Source organism: Paraburkholderia sp. Cpub6, from assembly GCF_014201065.1.
Classification (GTDB): domain Bacteria; phylum Pseudomonadota; class Gammaproteobacteria; order Burkholderiales; family Burkholderiaceae; genus Paraburkholderia; species Paraburkholderia tuberum.
In genome coordinates this window covers 1-18,229 of sequence record NZ_JACHDM010000048.1, presented here as the reverse complement: position 1 = coordinate 18,229, position 18,229 = coordinate 1, and the positions used below count along the sequence as shown (strand labels likewise).

Below are 18,229 nucleotides of genomic sequence, written 5' to 3'. Positions count from 1 at the left end.
GGCAGTACTGGCAGCAACAGCGGAATGATGTGACGTGCGGCGAGCCCGGGGCCATCGAGTCAGCCCCGGTGCCACAAGAGGTTGCGCTCGTCTACTTGCAAGAACACCACCCATCTTCCTGCTGCGCGGCGTGGGCAGTGAGCATCGTGGACTGGAGTCGGCCATCTACGGTCCTCCGCAATTCATTGGCGAATGTCTGCTCAAGAGTTGCCGAGCCGCCGTTTGATCCCGTAATGGAAGCCACTCCTCAGCCCTGGCTGACTCCCTGGTTGAGACGAAGCTCAGGATTTCGCAATGCCCGTTCCACGGCTGACAAACGGGCGTCGATAAGCCAATCGTCTTGGAGATGAAGGTGCGGCTTATCGGGCCAATTTGTACGAATCCTTGCCACTGAAGGCTTTGGCGTGCCGATCTATCGCCTGCTACGGCCGGAAGCCCCGCTAGCCGTGCCACGCGTAGCTGCCGGTCAAATTAATGCGGCTCCATCCAGGCGACGGTACATGCGATGGGCAGGCTCCGGGCGGTTAAATTAGAACTTGACACGTAAATACGCACGACTGTATTGTACTGGAATACGTACGACTGTATTTCTATTATGAGCAAACCATCATTTCGCGAAGACATTCTCGCTGCCGGCCTCCAGGTGATGCTTCGGTCGGGATACGAAGGGGCGAGTGTGCGCGATATCTGCGCAGCGGCAGGTGCTCCGCACGGCTCCTTCACCAATCACTTCCGCTCCAAGGAGGCTTTTGCGGAGGAAGTGCTGGACCGCTATTTTGCTCACACCAAGGGATTAGTCAAAGAGGCTTTGAACGACAAGTCACTTACTCCCCGGCAGCGACTGAAGCGGTATCTGGACATCATCAGCCGCGTGCTGGCAGACGACAAATGGAATCGCGGTTGCCTGATCGGCGATTTCAGTCTTGAGACCGCCTCTCAAAGCGAGCTCTTGCGCGAAAGGCTCGAGGCGATATTCCAAGAATGGCGTGCTCCATTTGCCTCGTGCATCGCCGAGGCTCAAGCCGCCGGTGAAATCGATTCAACGTTCGATCCGGTGGATCTCGCCGAATTTCTCCTGGCTTCCTGGGAAGGCGCAATTCTTCGCATGAAGGTGGAACGCGGCCCTGCCGCCCTCGATCGCTTCAAGAACATCGTTTTCCAAACCATATTCAAGGAGCAGAAATGATCGTTCTTTCTGACGTTGTATTGCCGCGAGTGAATGTGCTGGGTTCCACCATGGCCTATCGGGAAGCGGGAAATCCCGAAGCACCGGTCGCGCTTTTTCTGCACGGAAACCCAACGTCGTCGTACATATGGCGGAACATCATTCCCCTGGTCTCACCCGTGGCGCACTGCATCGCGCCGGATCTCATCGGGTTTGGTCAATCGGGAAAACCGGACATTGCGTATCGGTTTGCGGATCATGTTCGGTACCTGGATGCGTTCCTCGATAACGCTGGAATCTCGTCAACATTTGTCATAGCGCAGGACTGGGGAACCGCACTGGCATTTCACCTGGCTGCCCGAAGGCCGGAGTTTATCCGTGGGCTAGCTTTTATGGAGTTCACCTGGCCAATGCCTACCTGGGAGGATTTTCACGCGGATGCACGCGAAACCTTTCAGAAGTTCAGGACGCCTGGCGTGGGTGAAAAAATGATTCTTGAAGGAAATGCATTCGTAGAGCAGGTTCTTCCCGCTGCAACCGTACGAAAACTGACGGATGAGGAAATGTCGGTTTACAGAGCACCATTTCCAACTCCCGAGTCGCGTCGACCAACCTGGCGTTTCCCGAATGAACTGCCGATCGCTGGAGAACCGGCGGATGTGTACTTAACCTTGGAGAACGCACATCGTGCTCTAGCACAGTCGTCTTATCCGAAGCTGCTTTTCACTGCAAATCCAGGCTCTCTGGTCTCGCCGACCGTCGCCGAGAGTTTTTCGAAGAAACTTAAGGACTGCAGAGTAGTTGAGCTTGGCGCCGGAATTCACTACTTGCAGGAGGATCATCCTGAGGTCATCGGCGCCACTATCAATGAGTGGCTGGTCGGACTGGGAGTAAGCTCCAGCCCAAAAACAAAGGCTGACATTATAGGCATTCCTCTGATGCGCGGGCCGGAATGAAAAGCCGATAAGCGGATAAGGACCGTCGTCTGTGAGCGTCCGGTCCGTGGAAGCTCAGCGGACATTCGCCGCCAAAGTGCGAGAGAGCGCTCCGGGTCGGGAGTGTGAGTTCGCTGATGCCGGAAGCGGTCGTCCCGCTGCACGACGCCGTCACCGTCGGCGACCCGTCATATTGCTGACGTCCAAGGGAGCCTCGTCGAACGTCGGCAAAGGCCGAAACGCCTCTGCCACTCATCTGGTCGAATTTCGATGTGAACCAGCCGTTGAGTCACGATGGTTGGGAATGCGCTGGCGGCAACAATCGGCACGATCGTGAACAGTGGCGAGAGCGTAGTTTCACAATGGAACTCCCATCGTTCCCTGTGGGAGTCTGCCATGAAGACCGAACAATCCCGTGAAGCGTGGAATAAAGGCAAGCTGGTCGGCCAGAAGCCACCGCTCAGACCCAAAGACGTCTGGGCCATCCGGATCCACCTTCAGAACGCTCATGCTGTCCGCGATCTTGCCTTGTTCAACCTCGCAATCGACAGTAAACTGCGTGGCTGCGATCTTGTCAGTCTGCGAGTTCGCGATGTCACTCACGTCAACCAGGTCTTGCCGCGGGCGCAAGTCGTTCAGCGAAAGACCAAGCGTCCCGTCCAATTTGAGCTGAGTGAGCCGACCCGGTCGGCAGTCCGCGCGTGGCTTGACAAGGCCGCCCTGCGATCGGAGCAGTACCTCTTCCCGAGTCGACTGTCGGCGTCCCCGCATCTTTCCACCCGGCAGTATGCCCGGATGATAAGTCGATGGGTGAGCGCAACTGGACTTGATCCGACAGTCTACGGCACCCATTCGATGCGCCGTACGAAGGCGACCTTGATTTACAAACGGACCAAGAATCTCAGAGCCGTCCAGTTGTTGCTCGGCCATAGCAAGATTGAAAGCACAATCAGGTATCTTGGCATTGAAGTCGATGACGCGCTGGAGATTTCCGAACAAACTGAACTCTAGTGCAGTCAGCGCTGGTCGCACGACGTGATGTTGCACGCGCATTCGTGCGGCCACTTTCTGTCGCGCCTCTTTCCGGCGAAGCGGGCAAGTTGTCGCCGCTCACCCATCCTGCGAAACCGTCACCCGAATGAATGGCGTGCATCGGAGATTCGCCCGAGGACCGTCGAGTACAGTTCGGCCATTCTCGACAGCCGGAGACCAGCGTTGGTGAGGCGGTTACGAGATGCTTTCCCGACATTCGCGTTTCGACAACCGCGAATGTCGGCCCTCCCACGAGCTGTCGCTTGGCTTCCGATCATTGCCGGCCGCACAGCCATCGGCAAAAGGAACTTCGACTAGTCTTCCGAGCCTGGGACTTGTCCGGCGAGAGGTGGCACCGGATGACATACTGGAGACGCTGCGGCGATGCGATGCAATGCAATGCGCTCGCCAGCGCGTACCCGGACGGGGTGCATCCAACTATATGTATGCCGAGGTCATTTGTTCGAAATGTACGCTAGCGAACATTTCGAAGACGGGACCGGTCCGACGAAATGTTTCGAGACATAGATGAGCGCGTGTACGCATCGCGGCTCTCCCGTATGTATGCAGACGTTGCAAACGTTCCTTTTCCGACGGTCAACTCGCCCAAGGTGAAATAGTCTACTTGGCTAGCGTTCGGTAAGTGCTTTCGTGTTGTCTCGTAAGCTTCCGTGACTACACTGGATCGACGCGTCACGGGTGGGAACGAACCATTTACTAAGAACCGACCGTCATACGCAGAGAATAAGGCTGAAGGAACGACCTTTATTTGGCGTTGCTTCGGCCAAAGGAGGCGAGTGAAAGCGAAATCGAACGTGCGCCTCGCATTGTGGTTTACCACGGTGCTGCTTACCGGTTGCTCGTCCGGCGCGCTGACACGCCACGACGAGGCGGCAAAGATGCCGCTCTCGACATCCGCTCAGCCGATCCTGCAGCCGCCGCGGAACACGAATGACATGCTCACGGAAATCCGCACCGTGAAGGGCAACGAGGCCACGCTGCAACGTCTCACGGCGATGGCCGAAGCAAGCGCGCCGCCGGAAGGTCAAAGCCCCGTGACCTTCTATTGGAAACGTGCGGGTGCAGCCGAACAGATTGGCCGTCCCGAACAGGCGCTCGCCGATCTGCGTACGGCCTATGAGCAAACGGTGCCCACTCGCGTCTCAGGTGTGCGACGTGACGTGGTACGCGAACTCGCCAACGCGGAATCAGCGGCCGGCAACTTCGAAACGGCCATCGAGCTCATGCAACAGGCGTTACGCGAGGTGCCGAAATCAATCGGCAACTATGAAACGCTGAGTGCCATCTATGCATCAATGGGCGACACGAGCAACTCTCGCAATGCGGGTCGCCGAGCCCAACAATTGATGACCCGCATCAACCAATCCGATCCGCCACAGGAGTGGCGCGCCCCGACAGTCGAATATCTGATACTGGAGTCGGACGGGCAGTGGCGAAAAGCCGAGCCGTATATACGCGACTCAATTACCGCGTATGAAGACAGCGCCCGCAAAGACCGGACGCCCAACTGGATTGAGAAACGGTTGCTGCATCTTTCCACGAATCTGGTGATGCAGGGGCGATATGACGAGGCCGAGGCGATAGATCGTCAGGTGATTCGCACGCTGCTTCATCGAGTGGGGCGAAACAACCTTGATACCGTCGACGCCATTCTTGCCCTGGGCGAAGCGGTTTATGCCCGCAATCACATTGCCGATGCGCTTCGTCTCAGTGACGAAGCCGTAGCGATTCTGGACGAGATGAAGGTGCCACCCAATGCACGTCAACGCCGCCTGATTGAGCATTTCAAAGGGCGAATCTTTCTGGCGGAAGGTGACTTGTCCAGGAGCCTTGCATCGTTTGAGCAGGCGAAAGCGGCGCTGCCTGACGACGACTTCTTCGCGAGATCGCTCTTTCAGCAGTCCCCGGACGCGATTCTGTCTCTGGCCGCGAATGGCCAGTCCGCGCGGGCGCTTCCGCTCGCGAGTAACCTGGTGGAACTGCGGCGCAGCATGTACGGCGAAGGCAGCCGCGAATGGGTCGAGGCAGGCGCGATTCATGCGTTCGCACTTGTGCATGCCGGACAGAGTGCCGCGGCGATCGCGGAGTTTGACGTATTTGCACAACACGCCAGGAACCCTGGGGCCGATAACGGATTCGACCATGTGCGCTACCGTCTCCTGACGGAATGCTACGTCGGCATGCTGTTCGACGCGTCTGCGCACGCGAGCGATGGCAACGCGAGGCGGCAGATGGCCGAGCAAGCTTTTGTCATGGCAGATTCGGCACGCGAAGGCGAGGTGCGTCGAGCGATTCAGGCTTCGTCCGCGCGAGCCGCCGCTTCGTCGTCGCAAACAGGAAACACCGTTCGTCAGGAACAGGATCTCAGTTTGCGCGCGAGTGCATTGCGCGTTCATCTCGCGACGCTGTCAGCCACTCGACCGAGCCCGCAGATCCTGCAGATCACGGCAAATCTCGTCGACGAACTGAAGCAGACTCAGCAAGAACAGGAAAGTGTCCACAAGGAGTTAACCGCGCACCTCGGCGAGCGCGGCGACGCACTGGAATCGCCAAGCGTGGGCGTGAGCGCGGTCGCGAAGGCACTGCAATCCGACGAAGCGCTGGTTATGACGTTCCTCACCGGCGATCGCACATACATCTGGAGTGTCGATCCTTCCGGCTCGATCATGTTTCGCGCGTCCAGCGGCGGGCGTGAGCAAATTGGCCGCCTTGTGGCGTCGGTCCGGGCGACGACCGAAATACATGGCGATACCTTCGCAAGCATTAAGCCGTTCGATTTCGCCGCGAGCCACGCCATCTACAAACAGGTGCTCGAACCTGTACGGCCGGGATGGGAGCACGCGCATTCGCTCGTCATCGTCCCTGACGAAGCGCTTGGTTTCGTGCCGTTTGCGTTACTGCCCGTGGATTTGCCGGCGCGTCGGACCGACGGTCAGGCGATGTTCGACGGTTATCGGCAGGTCGCATGGCTGGTCCGCACGCACGCCACTTCGAGCGTGCCGTCGGCAGCGGCCTTCGTCAGTCTGCGTCGAGTATCGCAGGTGACCGGCACCCGCAAAAATTTCATCGGCTTCGGCGACCCCCTCTTTAGCGCAGATCAGCCAGCCAGAACGCTTCAATTGAGCCAACGCGGTGCGGGCACCATCCATGTACTTGATACACGTATCACCAATCGTGGCGCACTGGACAACCAGGCGCTCGTCTCGGCGCATCTGGACGATCTGATGCCTCTCCCGGAAACGGCCGACGAGGTGCGCAACGTCGCCCGTGCGCTTGGTGCGGATGAAAGCTCGGACGTCTTGCTCGGCGCGGCTGCGACGGTAAGGGCGGCGAAGAGCCCGTTGCTCGCCGATCGCCGTATCGTCATGTTTGCCACGCACGGACTGGTGCCTGGCGACCTCGACGGGCTCGAGCAACCTGCTCTGGCCTTGTCCAACCCACGCGTGGTGGGTGGCACGGGCGATGGGCTGCTCAAGATGGATGATGTGCTCGCGCTCAAACTGGACGCCGACTGGGTTGTGCTGTCGGCCTGCAATACCGCAGCGGCCGATGGCGCGGGTTCCGAGGCGGTGTCAGGCCTCGGGCGGGCTTTTTTCTTCGCGGGCACGCGCGCTCTGCTTGCGACGCATTGGGCAGTGGAAACCGAATCGGCCCAAGAACTGACAACCCAACTGTTCTCTTTTCAAAAGGCGGATCCGACGCTGGGACGCGCACAAGCATTGCGGCAAGCCATGATAGCGATGATCGACAAATCTGGACGGTTCAGAGATGGCAAGATGATCGTGTCGTATGCCCACCCCCTTTTCTGGGCACCGTTCGCACTCTTTGGAGACGGAGGAGGAAGCTAAGACGTCTGCATCATCAGTCTGGCGGTCACCCGTGTGTCAGCTTGGCCGTGCGAGGATACGCGTCATCGTTGTTGACCCTCTGCACGATTGCCATGCCTTTGTTCTTTTGCTTCAGGCAAAGAACTCGGGTTGCGCATCGTCGCGCGTTTATTTTTACCGTGCGTGGCTCAGCTGACGTTACGATCGAGACCAGACCGATTGCTGCGTCAGTTCCCGTTTCTCAGGTCAACGCAGTTACCCTAACATTAGCGACTACTTCCATTGATGCCGCCCACGTATTTGCTTCTGTTGATTGCTTTCAGCCAGATCCGCTGCGAGTTCGACTGTGTCGCGGCTGGGTATTACGGAAAGAAAACACATGTTTGCTGCCGCACAGAATGCACTTGGTCAACGCTGTATGAGCAGATACTGATAGTGCCGTCCTTAAAGGACCACTAAATGGAGCCGATCCATCATGGCAGATCTTACGTACAACATCGAGTCCGGCATCCTGAAGGGAAAAATCGCAGGACACCATATATGCGCTTCAGCGGGATCGGGAGGTCGATCTGGATCAAAGGTTAAGGGCGCGGTAAATAGGCTGCTAGCAAATAATTCCCTGGCTACTCATATCGGAGGACCAGGAAGCCGTATGTTTGGACCGTTGCCTCAGGGGACTTACTTTTTGCAATTGCATGAATCTAAGGCGAATTGGATTAGACTGATTCCATCCGCTGGGAACGAAATGTTCGGAAGGACTGGCTTTGCCATCCATGGCCGAGGTAACATCGGAAGCCATGGTTGCATAGTTCCCGAAGATTTTCATGTTGTGCTCTATCTTTGTAAACTGCTCAAGGAAAATAAGGAGGCGAAACATGGCGACGTCACGCTGAAAGTCTACGCCGAAGGGACCGAGATTGGGACGCAACTCTACACTGTGTAACGTGTGCGACTCATAGACATCGTTCCTCCTTGCAAGCAAACCCTTTGGTCCGCATCGCTTCGCGGCTGATTCGATACATCTGCGGTTCGTAGATCGACGATTCGCGGCGCGACCTTGCTCGCGGCTGTATGTCCATAAATGTCCCAGATGACCAGCCTTCCGATCGTGGGTTCGTCAACTGATTGACACTGCAGCAACGCCATCTCTGTCGGGTGATCGTACTTCCCATGCGAAAGTACCGAATGTACGGCTGCAATCTACCTTCCAGCCTTCACGATTTGAAAGCTTGGCAAACCGGGGGCGTCCATGTGCCGAGTCCGTCGGACCCGATCACAGATTGCCCGGTCTGAAATGGCGGATTCAACCGGTCGATGCAATAGTTCGATGGAATCGTTCAGCCGGTGTTTCGTAATCCAGGGTCTTTCGTGGTCGCTCGTTCAGCCTTCGTGCCACGGCGTTGAGTTTGGCCTGTGAGTAGACCGACAGGTCGATGCCTTTCGGAAAGTACTGTCTTAACAGGCCGTTGGTATTTTCATTCGAGCCGCGTTGCCAGGGGTGTTTGGGATCGCAGAAATACACGGCAATGTCGGTGGCGATGGTGAACCGTTTATGGTCCGCCATCTCTGTTCCCCGATCCCACGTAAGCGATTTATAGAGTTCCCGAGGCAGCTTTCCAGCGTGTTTGATGAGCGCATTGGCAACCGATTCACTGTCCTTGCTCGCGATCTTCACCAGCATGACATAGCGTGTCTGACGCTCTACAAGCGTTGCAATCTGGCTGCCGCCGCTGCCACACAGGAGATCGCCTTCCCAGTGTCCCGGCACCGCGCGATCTTCCACGGTGGCGGGGCGTTCACGGATTGATACCGCTTCGCGGATCCTGCCGTGATCGTCCGTTTTCTGCGTGTGATGGCGCGAGCGGCGCATGGCCCGGGTGCGCCGTAAATGCTCCAGCAGCTCTTTCTTCAATGCACCCCGTGCCTGAATGAAAAGACTGCGGTAGATGGTCTCGTGTGACACGTGGTAGTCCTCGCTGCCCGGCCAGGCGCGTTTGAGCCATCCAGCAATCTGCTGGGGCGACCACTGCAACTGGAGCTTGTTGGCCACGATATGAGCCAGCATCCGGTGCTCGACCAGTTTGCAGACTTTCGGGCGCAGCGACCGATCCCATGCAAGCTCGTCGGCCTGGCTGGCCCGATAGCCGGCCTGCCCACTGTTGCGCTTGATCTCGCGACAGATCGTAGACGGTGATCGCGACAGTCGCTGGGCGATTGACTGGATCGAATCGCCCGCGACGAGGCCTCGCGAAATCTCCTCGCGTTCGGCAAGCGTGAGCGCCAGCCTGGATCGCTGGCGGGGTGCCGGCTGGATTCCTCCAGTTTGCGCCAGAATTCCCTGTACTGACGAGTGATTGCGGTCAAATAGCTCGGCGATGTGCTGCAACGACTCGCCTTTACGCCAGCGTTCCCACATCAATGCCTTCTGGCTTTCGCTGTAATAGATCCGGCGCCTCTGTTTCATTTGCAACACTCCCGCCGCTCATGCGACGTTCATTGTGTTGCATCGACCGGTTGAATCCGCCGGGTAGAGCCGACGCCTGAACGTCCGGCCGACGACGTATGTGAACGGCGGATTGTGGCCGACTGCAGCCCCAAACGGTCGGCCGTAGCCGACCCGTTGCTGCCGGTCAAGCCGTCGCATTTGCAAGGGCAGGTATTTGAGTGGAAGGGTCGTTCCGTACCGTCGCTCGCGGACAAGTCATCGGCCTTAGCCGACGCGTTCGGCGTTGGGGGGCGGTGGGTTGCCTGCTGGTTTTCGCCATTTGCAAATCGGCGTCGGCGAATGGCACTAGCGATTGTCAATGTATGATGCTTAGCGGTCGACCGTCATGCGCCTAGCGTAGCGCCTGGCACACTAAAACATGTGTCTCGTGGCGCTCTCAATCGGCGCTGGGCGCACGCGCCGGCGTCAGCGCAAATTTGACGTTGTACTCATAGACGGACAAATCGGGGACGGCGATCATCGCGTACCGAAGGTATTCGCTGGTTTGCCGGGCAACAATCACCCCGCGCACAGGCCGTCCATTGGCGAGGTGCACATGAACCCATCCCATATACCGGGCGATTTGACCCACCGCGCGATCCGGCGACGTCGCTCTTTTCAGTTCGAATACGACGAGCGCGCCATCGCTTTCGTCGCGCGCGAGAATATCGATGAGGCCGACATCCGTTGGATATTCGATGCCGTGACTGCGTTCGTCTGAATATAGCTTGAGGCGCTTTCCGCCAACATCGATCGTGGCGAGATTTCCTGCGATAAACGCCTGCAGTTCGCGTTCGAAGGAAAACCATGCATTTTGGATTTCCTCATCCTGGTCGACGAAATCATCTGACTCCGGCATCCCCAGCACCTCGGCGACACGTTCAGCCGACGCGGGAGGTGTGATCCGAACTTGGTTGCCCGCGACTACTACGTCCCAGCCTTGGCGCTTGAAATCGTCGCGAATCTTGTGGGTATTTGTGTTCGGGTCGTTGAGGTCGCACCGGGTCATCGCGGGATGGGTCCGGACCCAGTCCCACATCGACGTGAGCTTTACGCTGCCGTCGCATGTTGCTCGAATATTTACGTGAAGGCGCACGATGAACTGAAGTCTAGATTTATGCTAGTACAAGTGCGAAGCGAAACGGAACCAAGGTTCTTGAGCAATATTGCAAGTGGTGTTAGCTTGCCGAGCCGCGATCGCGCGGGACCGCCAACGAACGGATGACCTTTACCGAAAACGTGCCACTGCACTGCCAGCGAGTGTCTGGTGGTCATCGGAAAACCGAAAATAGGCAACCACAAACAGCGGCGTGGTGACAGGTTGATATTAATTATCGATAAACCAGGCGCGTCGTGCTTGCAAGGCATCCACTGTGACCTAGAATCCGGTTGTAGGTCTGTCTTCGACGGATACATGAATCGTTGTTTACGGTCCGCTTCGTCGTTTTGAGCAACTATCCCGGTTTCCGGAATATCGAAAGAAGCAGGGAAAGCGAAGTGCCCATCCAGGGTCCCAGCCAGTACGCCCTGAGTTAGTAATGTGACGTGAGCGGACTCCCAAGGTCCACCACGCCGAAACTGCTGAACCGGAGGCGACATGTCAAACATCCAGGTGACGCACGACATAAGCTTGAACAATGCGCGCAGCGAGTCCAGCCTCGTCATCAATCCGCATAATCCGCTTCAGGTTGTCTCTGCGTCGAAGAAGTTCAACAACATTCAGACATACGATTTCACGCTTGCGACCGAGTATTCGACCGACGGTGGATTGTCATGGACTGATTCAGCAGCGCTCGCGATGCCGGGATTTACTGTCATGACCGATCCCACAATGGCGTGGGACGATGTCGGGAACGTCTTTCTCGTTGGACTTGCGGGTAAGAATCCTCCGACCTGGGACACGATCGGCATCGTTATATACAAATCGACCGATGGCGGCAAGACGTGGAGCCCGCCCAAGATGATCCATCAGAGTACCGGAGACGACAAGCAATGGGCCTCTGGTGATTCGAATCCCGCAAGTCCTCACCATGGAAACGTGTATGCGGTATGGGACGATACGAACTCGGGAACAATCCTGTTCGCGCGCACGAAGGACAACGGCGCGACATGGATTGGACCGGGAGCAGCGGCCTCACCTTCGGGCGGCGCCATCGCTAACGGTTCAATGTACCCTGAGATAGACGTAGCGGAAGATGGGACAATATTTGTCGCATCAATTTCAGGTGACGAAATCCGGCTGGCGGTGTCGAGAGATGGTGGTGATACGTTCCAGCCGACTCCATCGCCCGCGACGGGGATCACGACGCTCAGTGACGCGTTGCCGGCACCGGGAGGTTTTCCAATATTTCCGGGCGGTAATTTCCGTGTACTTACCGACCCGACGGCTTGTGCTTTCGGCTCGACCGTTATGGTCGCCTGGGCCGACTATCGCGAAGGCGTTTCCCGCATCTACTATGCTCAGTCAAACGATCGGGGAGCATCGTGGGTGACAGGCTCATCTGGTCGCCCCCTGCTCACAGGACCGCTGTCGTCAACTCTTCACCATTTCCATCCACAGATCATCGACAACCCTGATGGTGTCATCGGATGCTCGTTCTATGAATTCGGCCCCAAGCCCACGACGCCGTTGATCGATGTCATCATGGCTCAGTCGTTCGATGGAGGGAATTCGTTTGTCCATTACCCTGTGACCGATCAGCCATGGAATCCCACGGTAGATGCACCATGGTCGCATGGTAATTCCAGCGTCACCTTTATTGGCGACTACATGGGTCTCGACGCCAATAGCAACGGATTCTATCCGCTATGGACGGATACGCGCACTGGCATCCAGGAGCTCTTTACTGCGATTGTTCCGCAGCGGCGGTGCGAAATCATTGTCAACCGAAGTACCTTGGGCCAGGACGAAGTCGATGCCCGGCGGAAATTGGCTGGCGGCGCCAACGCCGTTATTCCAGACGCGTTTCGAGTCGTCGTTGATGGTTACTCGGCCGCACAGATAAATGTCACAGGAACCGGATCGACTATCAACGTCGCCGCACCCGGCCCTGGTATGACGGTCAGTTGCACGGGAAACTTTTCGGGAAACGGAGACTACGGACCCGAGGTTCAACGATTCACTTTCATTTTTGATATCGATTTTGGTCCAGACGCGAGTGACCCGGCTTTTGCGTTTGCGGGATCCACCGAGTTTTTGACACTTAGCGCTACTGTCGCGGATGTATCCGCAACTGCCCAAATCGAACTCATTAAACAGCCTGACCCCTTTGTGCTGCATGGTGATCCCACCTGGCTCAGCATCGACCTGCGTGTATTTGTGATGCGGCCTGGAGAATCCAAGTTCGGCGTGACCATGGGTAACGGCGCGACAGCGGCCACGGACTTTATCCAGCAAGTCGCCAAGAATCTTACCAACGGCGGCGGCACCGCGGCGAGTCAGTCCTTCGATGATTCAAGCGTGCTTTCGCCCGACGAGGAACAGTCGGCTTTATATCTCTATGCGACGGATAATCAACAGCGACCCGTCTACAATTTCGCTCTTGCAAGGGTGCGCTATGTCGGCTTGATTGGCGCGTCGGATGTCCGCGTTTTCTTCCGGCTCTTTCAGGCGCAGACTACGTCGGGCGCTTTTGACTATCCGCCAGGGTACCAGTACAGGCGCGCGCCATCCAATCCGGCCGGTCAACCAATCCCCTTGGCGGGGATCATAGGGAACGAGTATGTAACCATCCCGTTTTTTGCGCTCCCGCGCGTAGATTCGACCGTTTCAGGCATGGATCAGCAGGTCGACTCCCGTGACGACGGCAGCGGAACAATTTTCGGAAACGTACAGCGGATTGTTGCTCATGGCGACGGTTCGGAAGTCGATACCTTCTTTGGTTCCTGGCTTGACATTAACCAATCGCAGAACGTGCTGCCCGCGCAAGTTGACTCCTTGCATCCGGATGGGCCATTCCAAAGTATTTCCAATCCGGCGTTACCGATCCAGCAAGCAATTTTGAGAAGCCTGCACCAGTGCCTCATCGCAGAAGTCGCATTCGATCCAGTCACCATCCCACCCGGGAAAGATCCGTCAAACTGGGACAAGCTTGCGCAACGAAATCTTGCGTGGAGCGATGTTGGGTCCGCCACGGCGGTTACCACTTTCGAAATTCGCCCGACACCGGTCGGACTTGCCCCTGGCCAGATGGTGGACGAACTGATGATCGACTGGGGGGGTACCCCCGATGGGAGCGTCGGGACACTTTATCTCCCCGCCGCAAATGCAGACGAAATCCTGAGCCTCGCGTCGAGGATGTATGTTACGCATGGACTGACCCGGCATGACAGGCACACGCTCAAATGTCGCACAGGTGGCGTCACCTATGTCCCGATTCCCCCCGCGTCGGGTTCCAACTACGCGGGTCTGATCACCGTTGAACCTGCGTCTTCACATTGGCATGGGAAGGGATTCACAGTAGTCGTGCGGCAAGTCACCAACGCCTTCCGCGCACAACGCAGTGAAGTCGCCAGAACGCGGGGAAAGGTGAGAGGCAACGCTTCAAGTGCGCAGGTGCACGCCGGAGGACGTGGTGGGATCAAATACGAATACTCGCAGTGGCGCCGTGTCATGGGAGCCTTTCAGCTCAACATCCCCGTCAGGCAAAAAGGCTCACTCCGTCTTACCGAAGAAAGAAACCTCGCGCTACTGCGTTGGATTGCCGGCGCCATCTCATCGACCAGTCGCTGGCATCCGGTGTTCTCGAGGTATCTCGATGTAATCGCCGGTCGGGTCAAGGCTTTCGGCGGAGATCCCAGCCAGATAAAGCCATCTCCCACAGGCACAATCGAGCCCACACCTGCGGGCATGGAAAAACAGCGGTATACGGGTAAAATCGTTGGACTCGCCTACGATGAATTTGGTGATTTCGACGGCTTTGTTTTGCGTACTCCCCATGGAGAGCACCACTTCCATAGCCGGGAACAGCACATCGCCCTATTGGCAAAGCGCGTATGGGATGAACGCTTGCGCGTGACGGTCTGGGCGCACAGAGGATCCGACCACGTCGCCGCGTCGATAGTTATACACGAGCCGCCAATCCAGTTTGGAGATCATCATCTACGACATGACGAGGACTAAGCTGTTTGAGATAGTCTTAGCGGAAAGGGCGAATGCGGGATGCGCATTCGAACGAAAGAAAGTCTGCCTATGTAAGCGCGGCAGACTTCCAGCACGCTGCCCGGATAGGCTAATACTATCTGGTGCGGTACCTGCGCCATGTCCAACCAGCCCGGACTACAAAGAGCACTGTCAGCGTGGCAAGGGCGAAGGTAAGGCCCCATTCGCTCGATCCGTCCCGGCCGTCTGGTTTCAGGCCCAAGGTCATTTCCAGCCATTGAGGCCACAATACCGTGGCAACCAGCGCGATCGCACTTCCGACCGCTAGCGCGCCCTCTATCCACAACACTTTTAGAACCTGGGGAGACATTGCGGCTCCTCCTCATTCTCAAACATCAATGACGGTGGCCCATACCCTGTTAAACGCGGGTGCAGAGGCTTCCCTTATCCCGAATAAGGATAGACTATCCGGAGATGATTTGTCGTTCCCCGTAGCTTGTTTTGCAGAGCAACCTTAGGTGTCGTCGTCTATAGTAAAAACCGGCAGAGCCGACCGCTAAACGCGTTCGCCGGACTTTACGTCCACGAACCGATAAGGTGAAGTTCGGACTTCAATGTGCAACGGAGGGCGATCTGCTAGATGTCACCGCGACTCGCTTACTCTGCGAAATACTGCCCGTTAATGGCGTGCCATTGTCGCGGAGAACGGGCCACGTCGAGCGGGAAACATCGAGTCGGGCAGCCTGCGGAATTGGCATGCTGGAAACTGACATTCAAAAGAATGGTCGGTCAGGTGGAAAAGCGCTGTCAGAATCTTCGTAAATAAACGTAGACCCGATTGCCCGATCGAGCGCCGGGCCCGGTTAAAGGATGGGGAGGCATCACTTGGCAGGCGACGCCTGCCGCTGCTCTGGTTGCTGCCGGCCTACCACGTCAACGGAAACAACGGCTCCGGAAACGCGACGATCTATACCATAGGAGGTTCCTACAACCTGTCAAAGCGCACGTTGCTTGACCTCCAATTGGCCACCGTGAGGAATAGCAAGTCAGCCAACTTCGGCTTGAACGCGAACAATCCGGGAACATCCGTCGCCACCGACATCCCCTCCCGGGACATAGTCAGTCCGGGGTCTACGCCGGCATTCAGCACTCGTTCTAAACGAACGGACAGTTTTACGCTGCTGCGAGAGAAACGCGTATTGGTGCGACATCCATCGTGTCGCACCTTTTTATTGTCATCGGCTACTTTCTGAGAGACCTGCCGCCTCGTGAATCGCGTCACTCCGGGAGGAAAGGTTTATCGGCGGCCGGTTGCGCGGCCGGCTCGGAGACGCCAAGTGCGTCGTTTCCACCGTCAGAAGCCCGCCACGGGGCCGAGTGCTGATCGACGCCGGAAAGCGCAGAAACCGCTCAAAACGAACCACTATTCGAGTAATGATGCGAAGGAGAGGACTCCCGTCGGTCCGAGCTTGGGGCGATAATGAAGCCGCTGCCAGTCCAAGCTCAGCTAGGCAGTTTATCAGTCGGCTCTTGAGCTATTTCCGACGTTCGAATGGCAGCAGTATCCGATGGCCGGATGACTGCTTGTGGCCGACCAGCGCCCGACGAACGAGCGCGACGATCGTCTCGGGCGCGCGAGCTATGCAAAAGGCATGAGCCGACCCTGATCGTAAGCGACATTTGAAGGCCGCCTTGACGATCAGAATTTGATCTCGAAGAGGCGTTCGTTGACGTCCTGGAGGTCAAAGGCAGCAGGATCGAAGCTACCGCCACACCAGTCGAGCAACCGCTGATGTTCCTCATGAGCGGGATCGATGATCGTGTCGAGAAACTCGATGTAGCCGGGTACGCCGCCAACGTCTTCCGGCGGACAGGCATTGCGGCCGCCCAGGCAGATGGGTGAGCGCAACTCGGGATCAGGCGGCAGGACCTTCTCGACCTTCACACGATGCTGCCAGTTGTCACCGTAATCGTAGATGTAGGTGAATGACTTCAGTGCACCGAGCGCACGGCCCAGGCTCACCCGCGCTTCGTTGAGCATCGGTGGGTCACTCGGGAAGTCCGGATCGGGCACCCCGTAGTTGATGTCGCCGAACACGAATTCGTGCAGATGGCCGCCGTCCCAGCCCATCGCCCACAGCAGCACGACATGCAGCTTCGGTAGCTTGATCGAGGTGGGGACCAGCACCCGTCTCCAGACCGCCGGTTTCAGATACTTCAGCTCGATGTGCAACTGGTAGACCGGTACCTGTGAATTGACCGCGCTTAACGCAGGTTTGCGAGTCGATGCCATCGTCATGCAGCCTGCCGGAGCGGCTGCTCCAGCGGCATCAAACGCCACGGCAGCAACTCGTCGATCCGGTTGATGGGATGCTCTGCGATGCGCCCGAACACCGTGCGCAGGTATGCATACGGTTCGATGCCATTCAGGCGTGCCGTTCCGATCAAACTGTAGATGACCGCCGCACTCTGTCCACCGCCATCAGAACCCGCGAACAGATAGTTGCGCCTGCCGAGAACCAGCGGCCTGATCGATCGCTCCGCGGTGTTGTTATCTATCTCGATGCGCCCGTCTTCACAGTAGCGCACCAGAGCAGGCCAGTTTCCCAGCGCATACCGGATTGCCTTGCCAAGGCCCGACTTCGCCGAGACCTGCGCGAGCGTATGTTCCAGCCAGTCCTTCAGTGTGTCTGCGAGCGGCAATGCCCGCGCCACGCGCACGGACTGCCGGACCTCCGGCTTGCGGCCGCGCACCTCGCGCTCGATGGCATACAGGGCCGCGATACGGCTGAGTGCCTCCTGTGCCACCGGCGAACGCTCCAGTTCGTACAGGTCGTAGAACTTGCGCCGCACATGCGCCCAGCACGCTGCCTCGATGATCGTGCCATCGCGGTACAGCGCATCGTAGCCACTAAAGGCATCTGCCTGCAGGATGCCCGACCAGCCCTGCAGATGCGTACGAGGTCGCTCTCCCTTGCGGTCGGGCGAGTACTGGTACCAGACTGCCGGGGGTGCCCGGCTGCCCGCCGGCCGGTCATCGCGTACATACGTCCACAAGCGTGCCGTACGTGTCTTGCCGCGTCCGGGTTCCAGCACCGGGACGGGCGTGTCATCCGTATGGATTTTCTGCGCCTCACGCACATACCGGCCAACGGCATCCGCCAGCGGCTGCAGCAGTGCGGCGCACTCGCGAACCCACGAGGCCAGCGTGGCACGATCGAGTTCAATGCCGGCACGGCGATAGATTCCTGCCTGCCGGTATAACGGCATATGGTCAGCGTACTTGGCGACCATCACCTGTGCCAGCAGACCCGCACCGGCCATGCCGCGTGCGATCGGGCGCGACGGCGCCGCTTCCTGGACGACCTTCGCACAACGGCTGCAGCTCAGCCGGGGGCGCACGTGGCGGATCACCCGGAAGTACCCCGGCACGTAGTCCAGCATCTCGGAGGCGTCTTCACCGAGCTTGCGCAGCCGGCCGCCGCATTCGGGGCAGTCGCAGTCCTGTGGCTTGTGCTCCACCACCTCGCGTGGCAGGTGCGCAGGGAATTCGCGCGAGCGGCGGCGAAGTGGAACCACCGGCGCTGTCGTGTCTACGGGTTCATCCGGCACCGGTTCTGGCGCCGGTGCCGCCACGGCATCCTGCTGCGGCAGTGACCCGTC

The 18,229-nt window shown here is 58.0% G+C and carries 10 protein-coding genes and 1 pseudogene; 7 read left to right on the top strand and 4 right to left on the bottom strand.

The annotated features are described in order from the left end of the window. Nucleotides 1-595: 595 nt before the first annotated feature. From HDG33_RS35480 to HDG33_RS35460, 5 genes are all read left to right on the top strand, one after another. Nucleotides 596-1,186, top strand: a complete 591-nt coding sequence (locus HDG33_RS35480) for a TetR/AcrR family transcriptional regulator (RefSeq protein WP_184040704.1) — start codon at nt 596-598, stop codon at nt 1,184-1,186. Then, a complete protein-coding gene (locus tag HDG33_RS35475) occupies nt 1,183-2,121 on the top strand; it encodes a haloalkane dehalogenase (RefSeq protein ID WP_184040701.1) in 939 nt (312 codons plus the stop codon). The genes HDG33_RS35480 and HDG33_RS35475 overlap by 4 nt, the downstream gene beginning before the upstream one ends. A gap of 375 nt (nt 2,122-2,496) precedes the next feature. Further along, nucleotides 2,497-3,111: a tyrosine-type recombinase/integrase gene (locus HDG33_RS35470; RefSeq protein WP_184040698.1), complete on the top strand. Its 615-nt coding sequence runs from the start codon at nt 2,497-2,499 to the stop codon at nt 3,109-3,111. Nucleotides 3,112-3,929: 818 nt separating this feature from the next. Then, nucleotides 3,930-7,001 carry a CHAT domain-containing tetratricopeptide repeat protein gene (locus tag HDG33_RS38180; RefSeq protein WP_184040695.1) on the top strand — a complete coding sequence of 1,024 codons (3,072 nt, stop codon included), beginning with the start codon at nt 3,930-3,932 and terminating at the stop codon, nt 6,999-7,001. Between the two features lie 454 nt (nt 7,002-7,455). Next, the gene (locus HDG33_RS35460; protein ID WP_184040692.1) at nt 7,456-7,923 is read left to right on the top strand and encodes a hypothetical protein; all 468 of its coding nucleotides are present in this window, start codon (nt 7,456-7,458) and stop codon (nt 7,921-7,923) included. Nucleotides 7,924-8,283: 360 nt separating this feature from the next. Here the strand turns inward: HDG33_RS35460 and HDG33_RS35455 are convergent, their stop codons facing one another. Beyond that, the gene (locus HDG33_RS35455) at nt 8,284-9,444 is read right to left on the bottom strand and encodes an IS30 family transposase (protein ID WP_184040689.1); all 1,161 of its coding nucleotides are present in this window, start codon (nt 9,442-9,444) and stop codon (nt 8,284-8,286) included. A gap of 418 nt (nt 9,445-9,862) precedes the next feature. Further along, the gene (locus HDG33_RS35450; protein ID WP_184040686.1) at nt 9,863-10,474 is read right to left on the bottom strand and encodes an endonuclease NucS domain-containing protein; all 612 of its coding nucleotides are present in this window, start codon (nt 10,472-10,474) and stop codon (nt 9,863-9,865) included. 588 nt (nt 10,475-11,062) lie between these two features. Between HDG33_RS35450 and HDG33_RS35445 the strand changes: the two genes are divergently transcribed. Both HDG33_RS35445 and HDG33_RS35440 read left to right on the top strand, forming a co-directional pair. After that, nucleotides 11,063-14,587: a sialidase family protein gene (locus tag HDG33_RS35445; protein ID WP_184040683.1), complete on the top strand. Its 3,525-nt coding sequence runs from the start codon at nt 11,063-11,065 to the stop codon at nt 14,585-14,587. 850 nt (nt 14,588-15,437) lie between these two features. Beyond that, nucleotides 15,438-15,725 (top strand): annotated as a pseudogene (locus HDG33_RS35440) (porin); the annotation flags it as partial. Between the two features lie 540 nt (nt 15,726-16,265). On the opposite strand, the gene HDG33_RS35435 reads toward HDG33_RS35440, so the two are convergent. Next, a complete protein-coding gene (locus HDG33_RS35435; RefSeq protein ID WP_184040707.1) occupies nt 16,266-16,859 on the bottom strand; it encodes a plasmid pRiA4b ORF-3 family protein in 594 nt (197 codons plus the stop codon). Between the two features lie 2 nt (nt 16,860-16,861). Then, nucleotides 16,862-18,229: IS66 family transposase (gene tnpC, locus HDG33_RS35430; RefSeq protein ID WP_260330708.1), on the bottom strand; the 1,368-nt coding region annotated here is incomplete at its 5' end.

Bases quoted from the DNA above. Each gene is read 5' to 3' on its own strand.
- HDG33_RS35480 (WP_184040704.1), top strand. From the start codon at position 596: ATGAGCAAACCATCATTTCGCGAAGACATTCTCGCTGCCGGCCTCCAG.
- HDG33_RS35460 (WP_184040692.1), top strand. From the start codon at position 7,456: ATGGCAGATCTTACGTACAACATCGAGTCCGGCATCCTGAAGGGAAAA.
- HDG33_RS35445 (WP_184040683.1), top strand. From the start codon at position 11,063: ATGTCAAACATCCAGGTGACGCACGACATAAGCTTGAACAATGCGCGC.
- HDG33_RS35435 (WP_184040707.1), bottom strand. From the start codon at position 16,859: ATGGCATCGACTCGCAAACCTGCGTTAAGCGCGGTCAATTCACAGGTA.
- HDG33_RS35470 (WP_184040698.1), top strand. From the start codon at position 2,497: ATGAAGACCGAACAATCCCGTGAAGCGTGGAATAAAGGCAAGCTGGTC.
- HDG33_RS35475 (WP_184040701.1), top strand. From the start codon at position 1,183: ATGATCGTTCTTTCTGACGTTGTATTGCCGCGAGTGAATGTGCTGGGT.
- HDG33_RS35450 (WP_184040686.1), bottom strand. From the start codon at position 10,474: ATGACCCGGTGCGACCTCAACGACCCGAACACAAATACCCACAAGATT.
- HDG33_RS35455 (WP_184040689.1), bottom strand. From the start codon at position 9,444: ATGAAACAGAGGCGCCGGATCTATTACAGCGAAAGCCAGAAGGCATTG.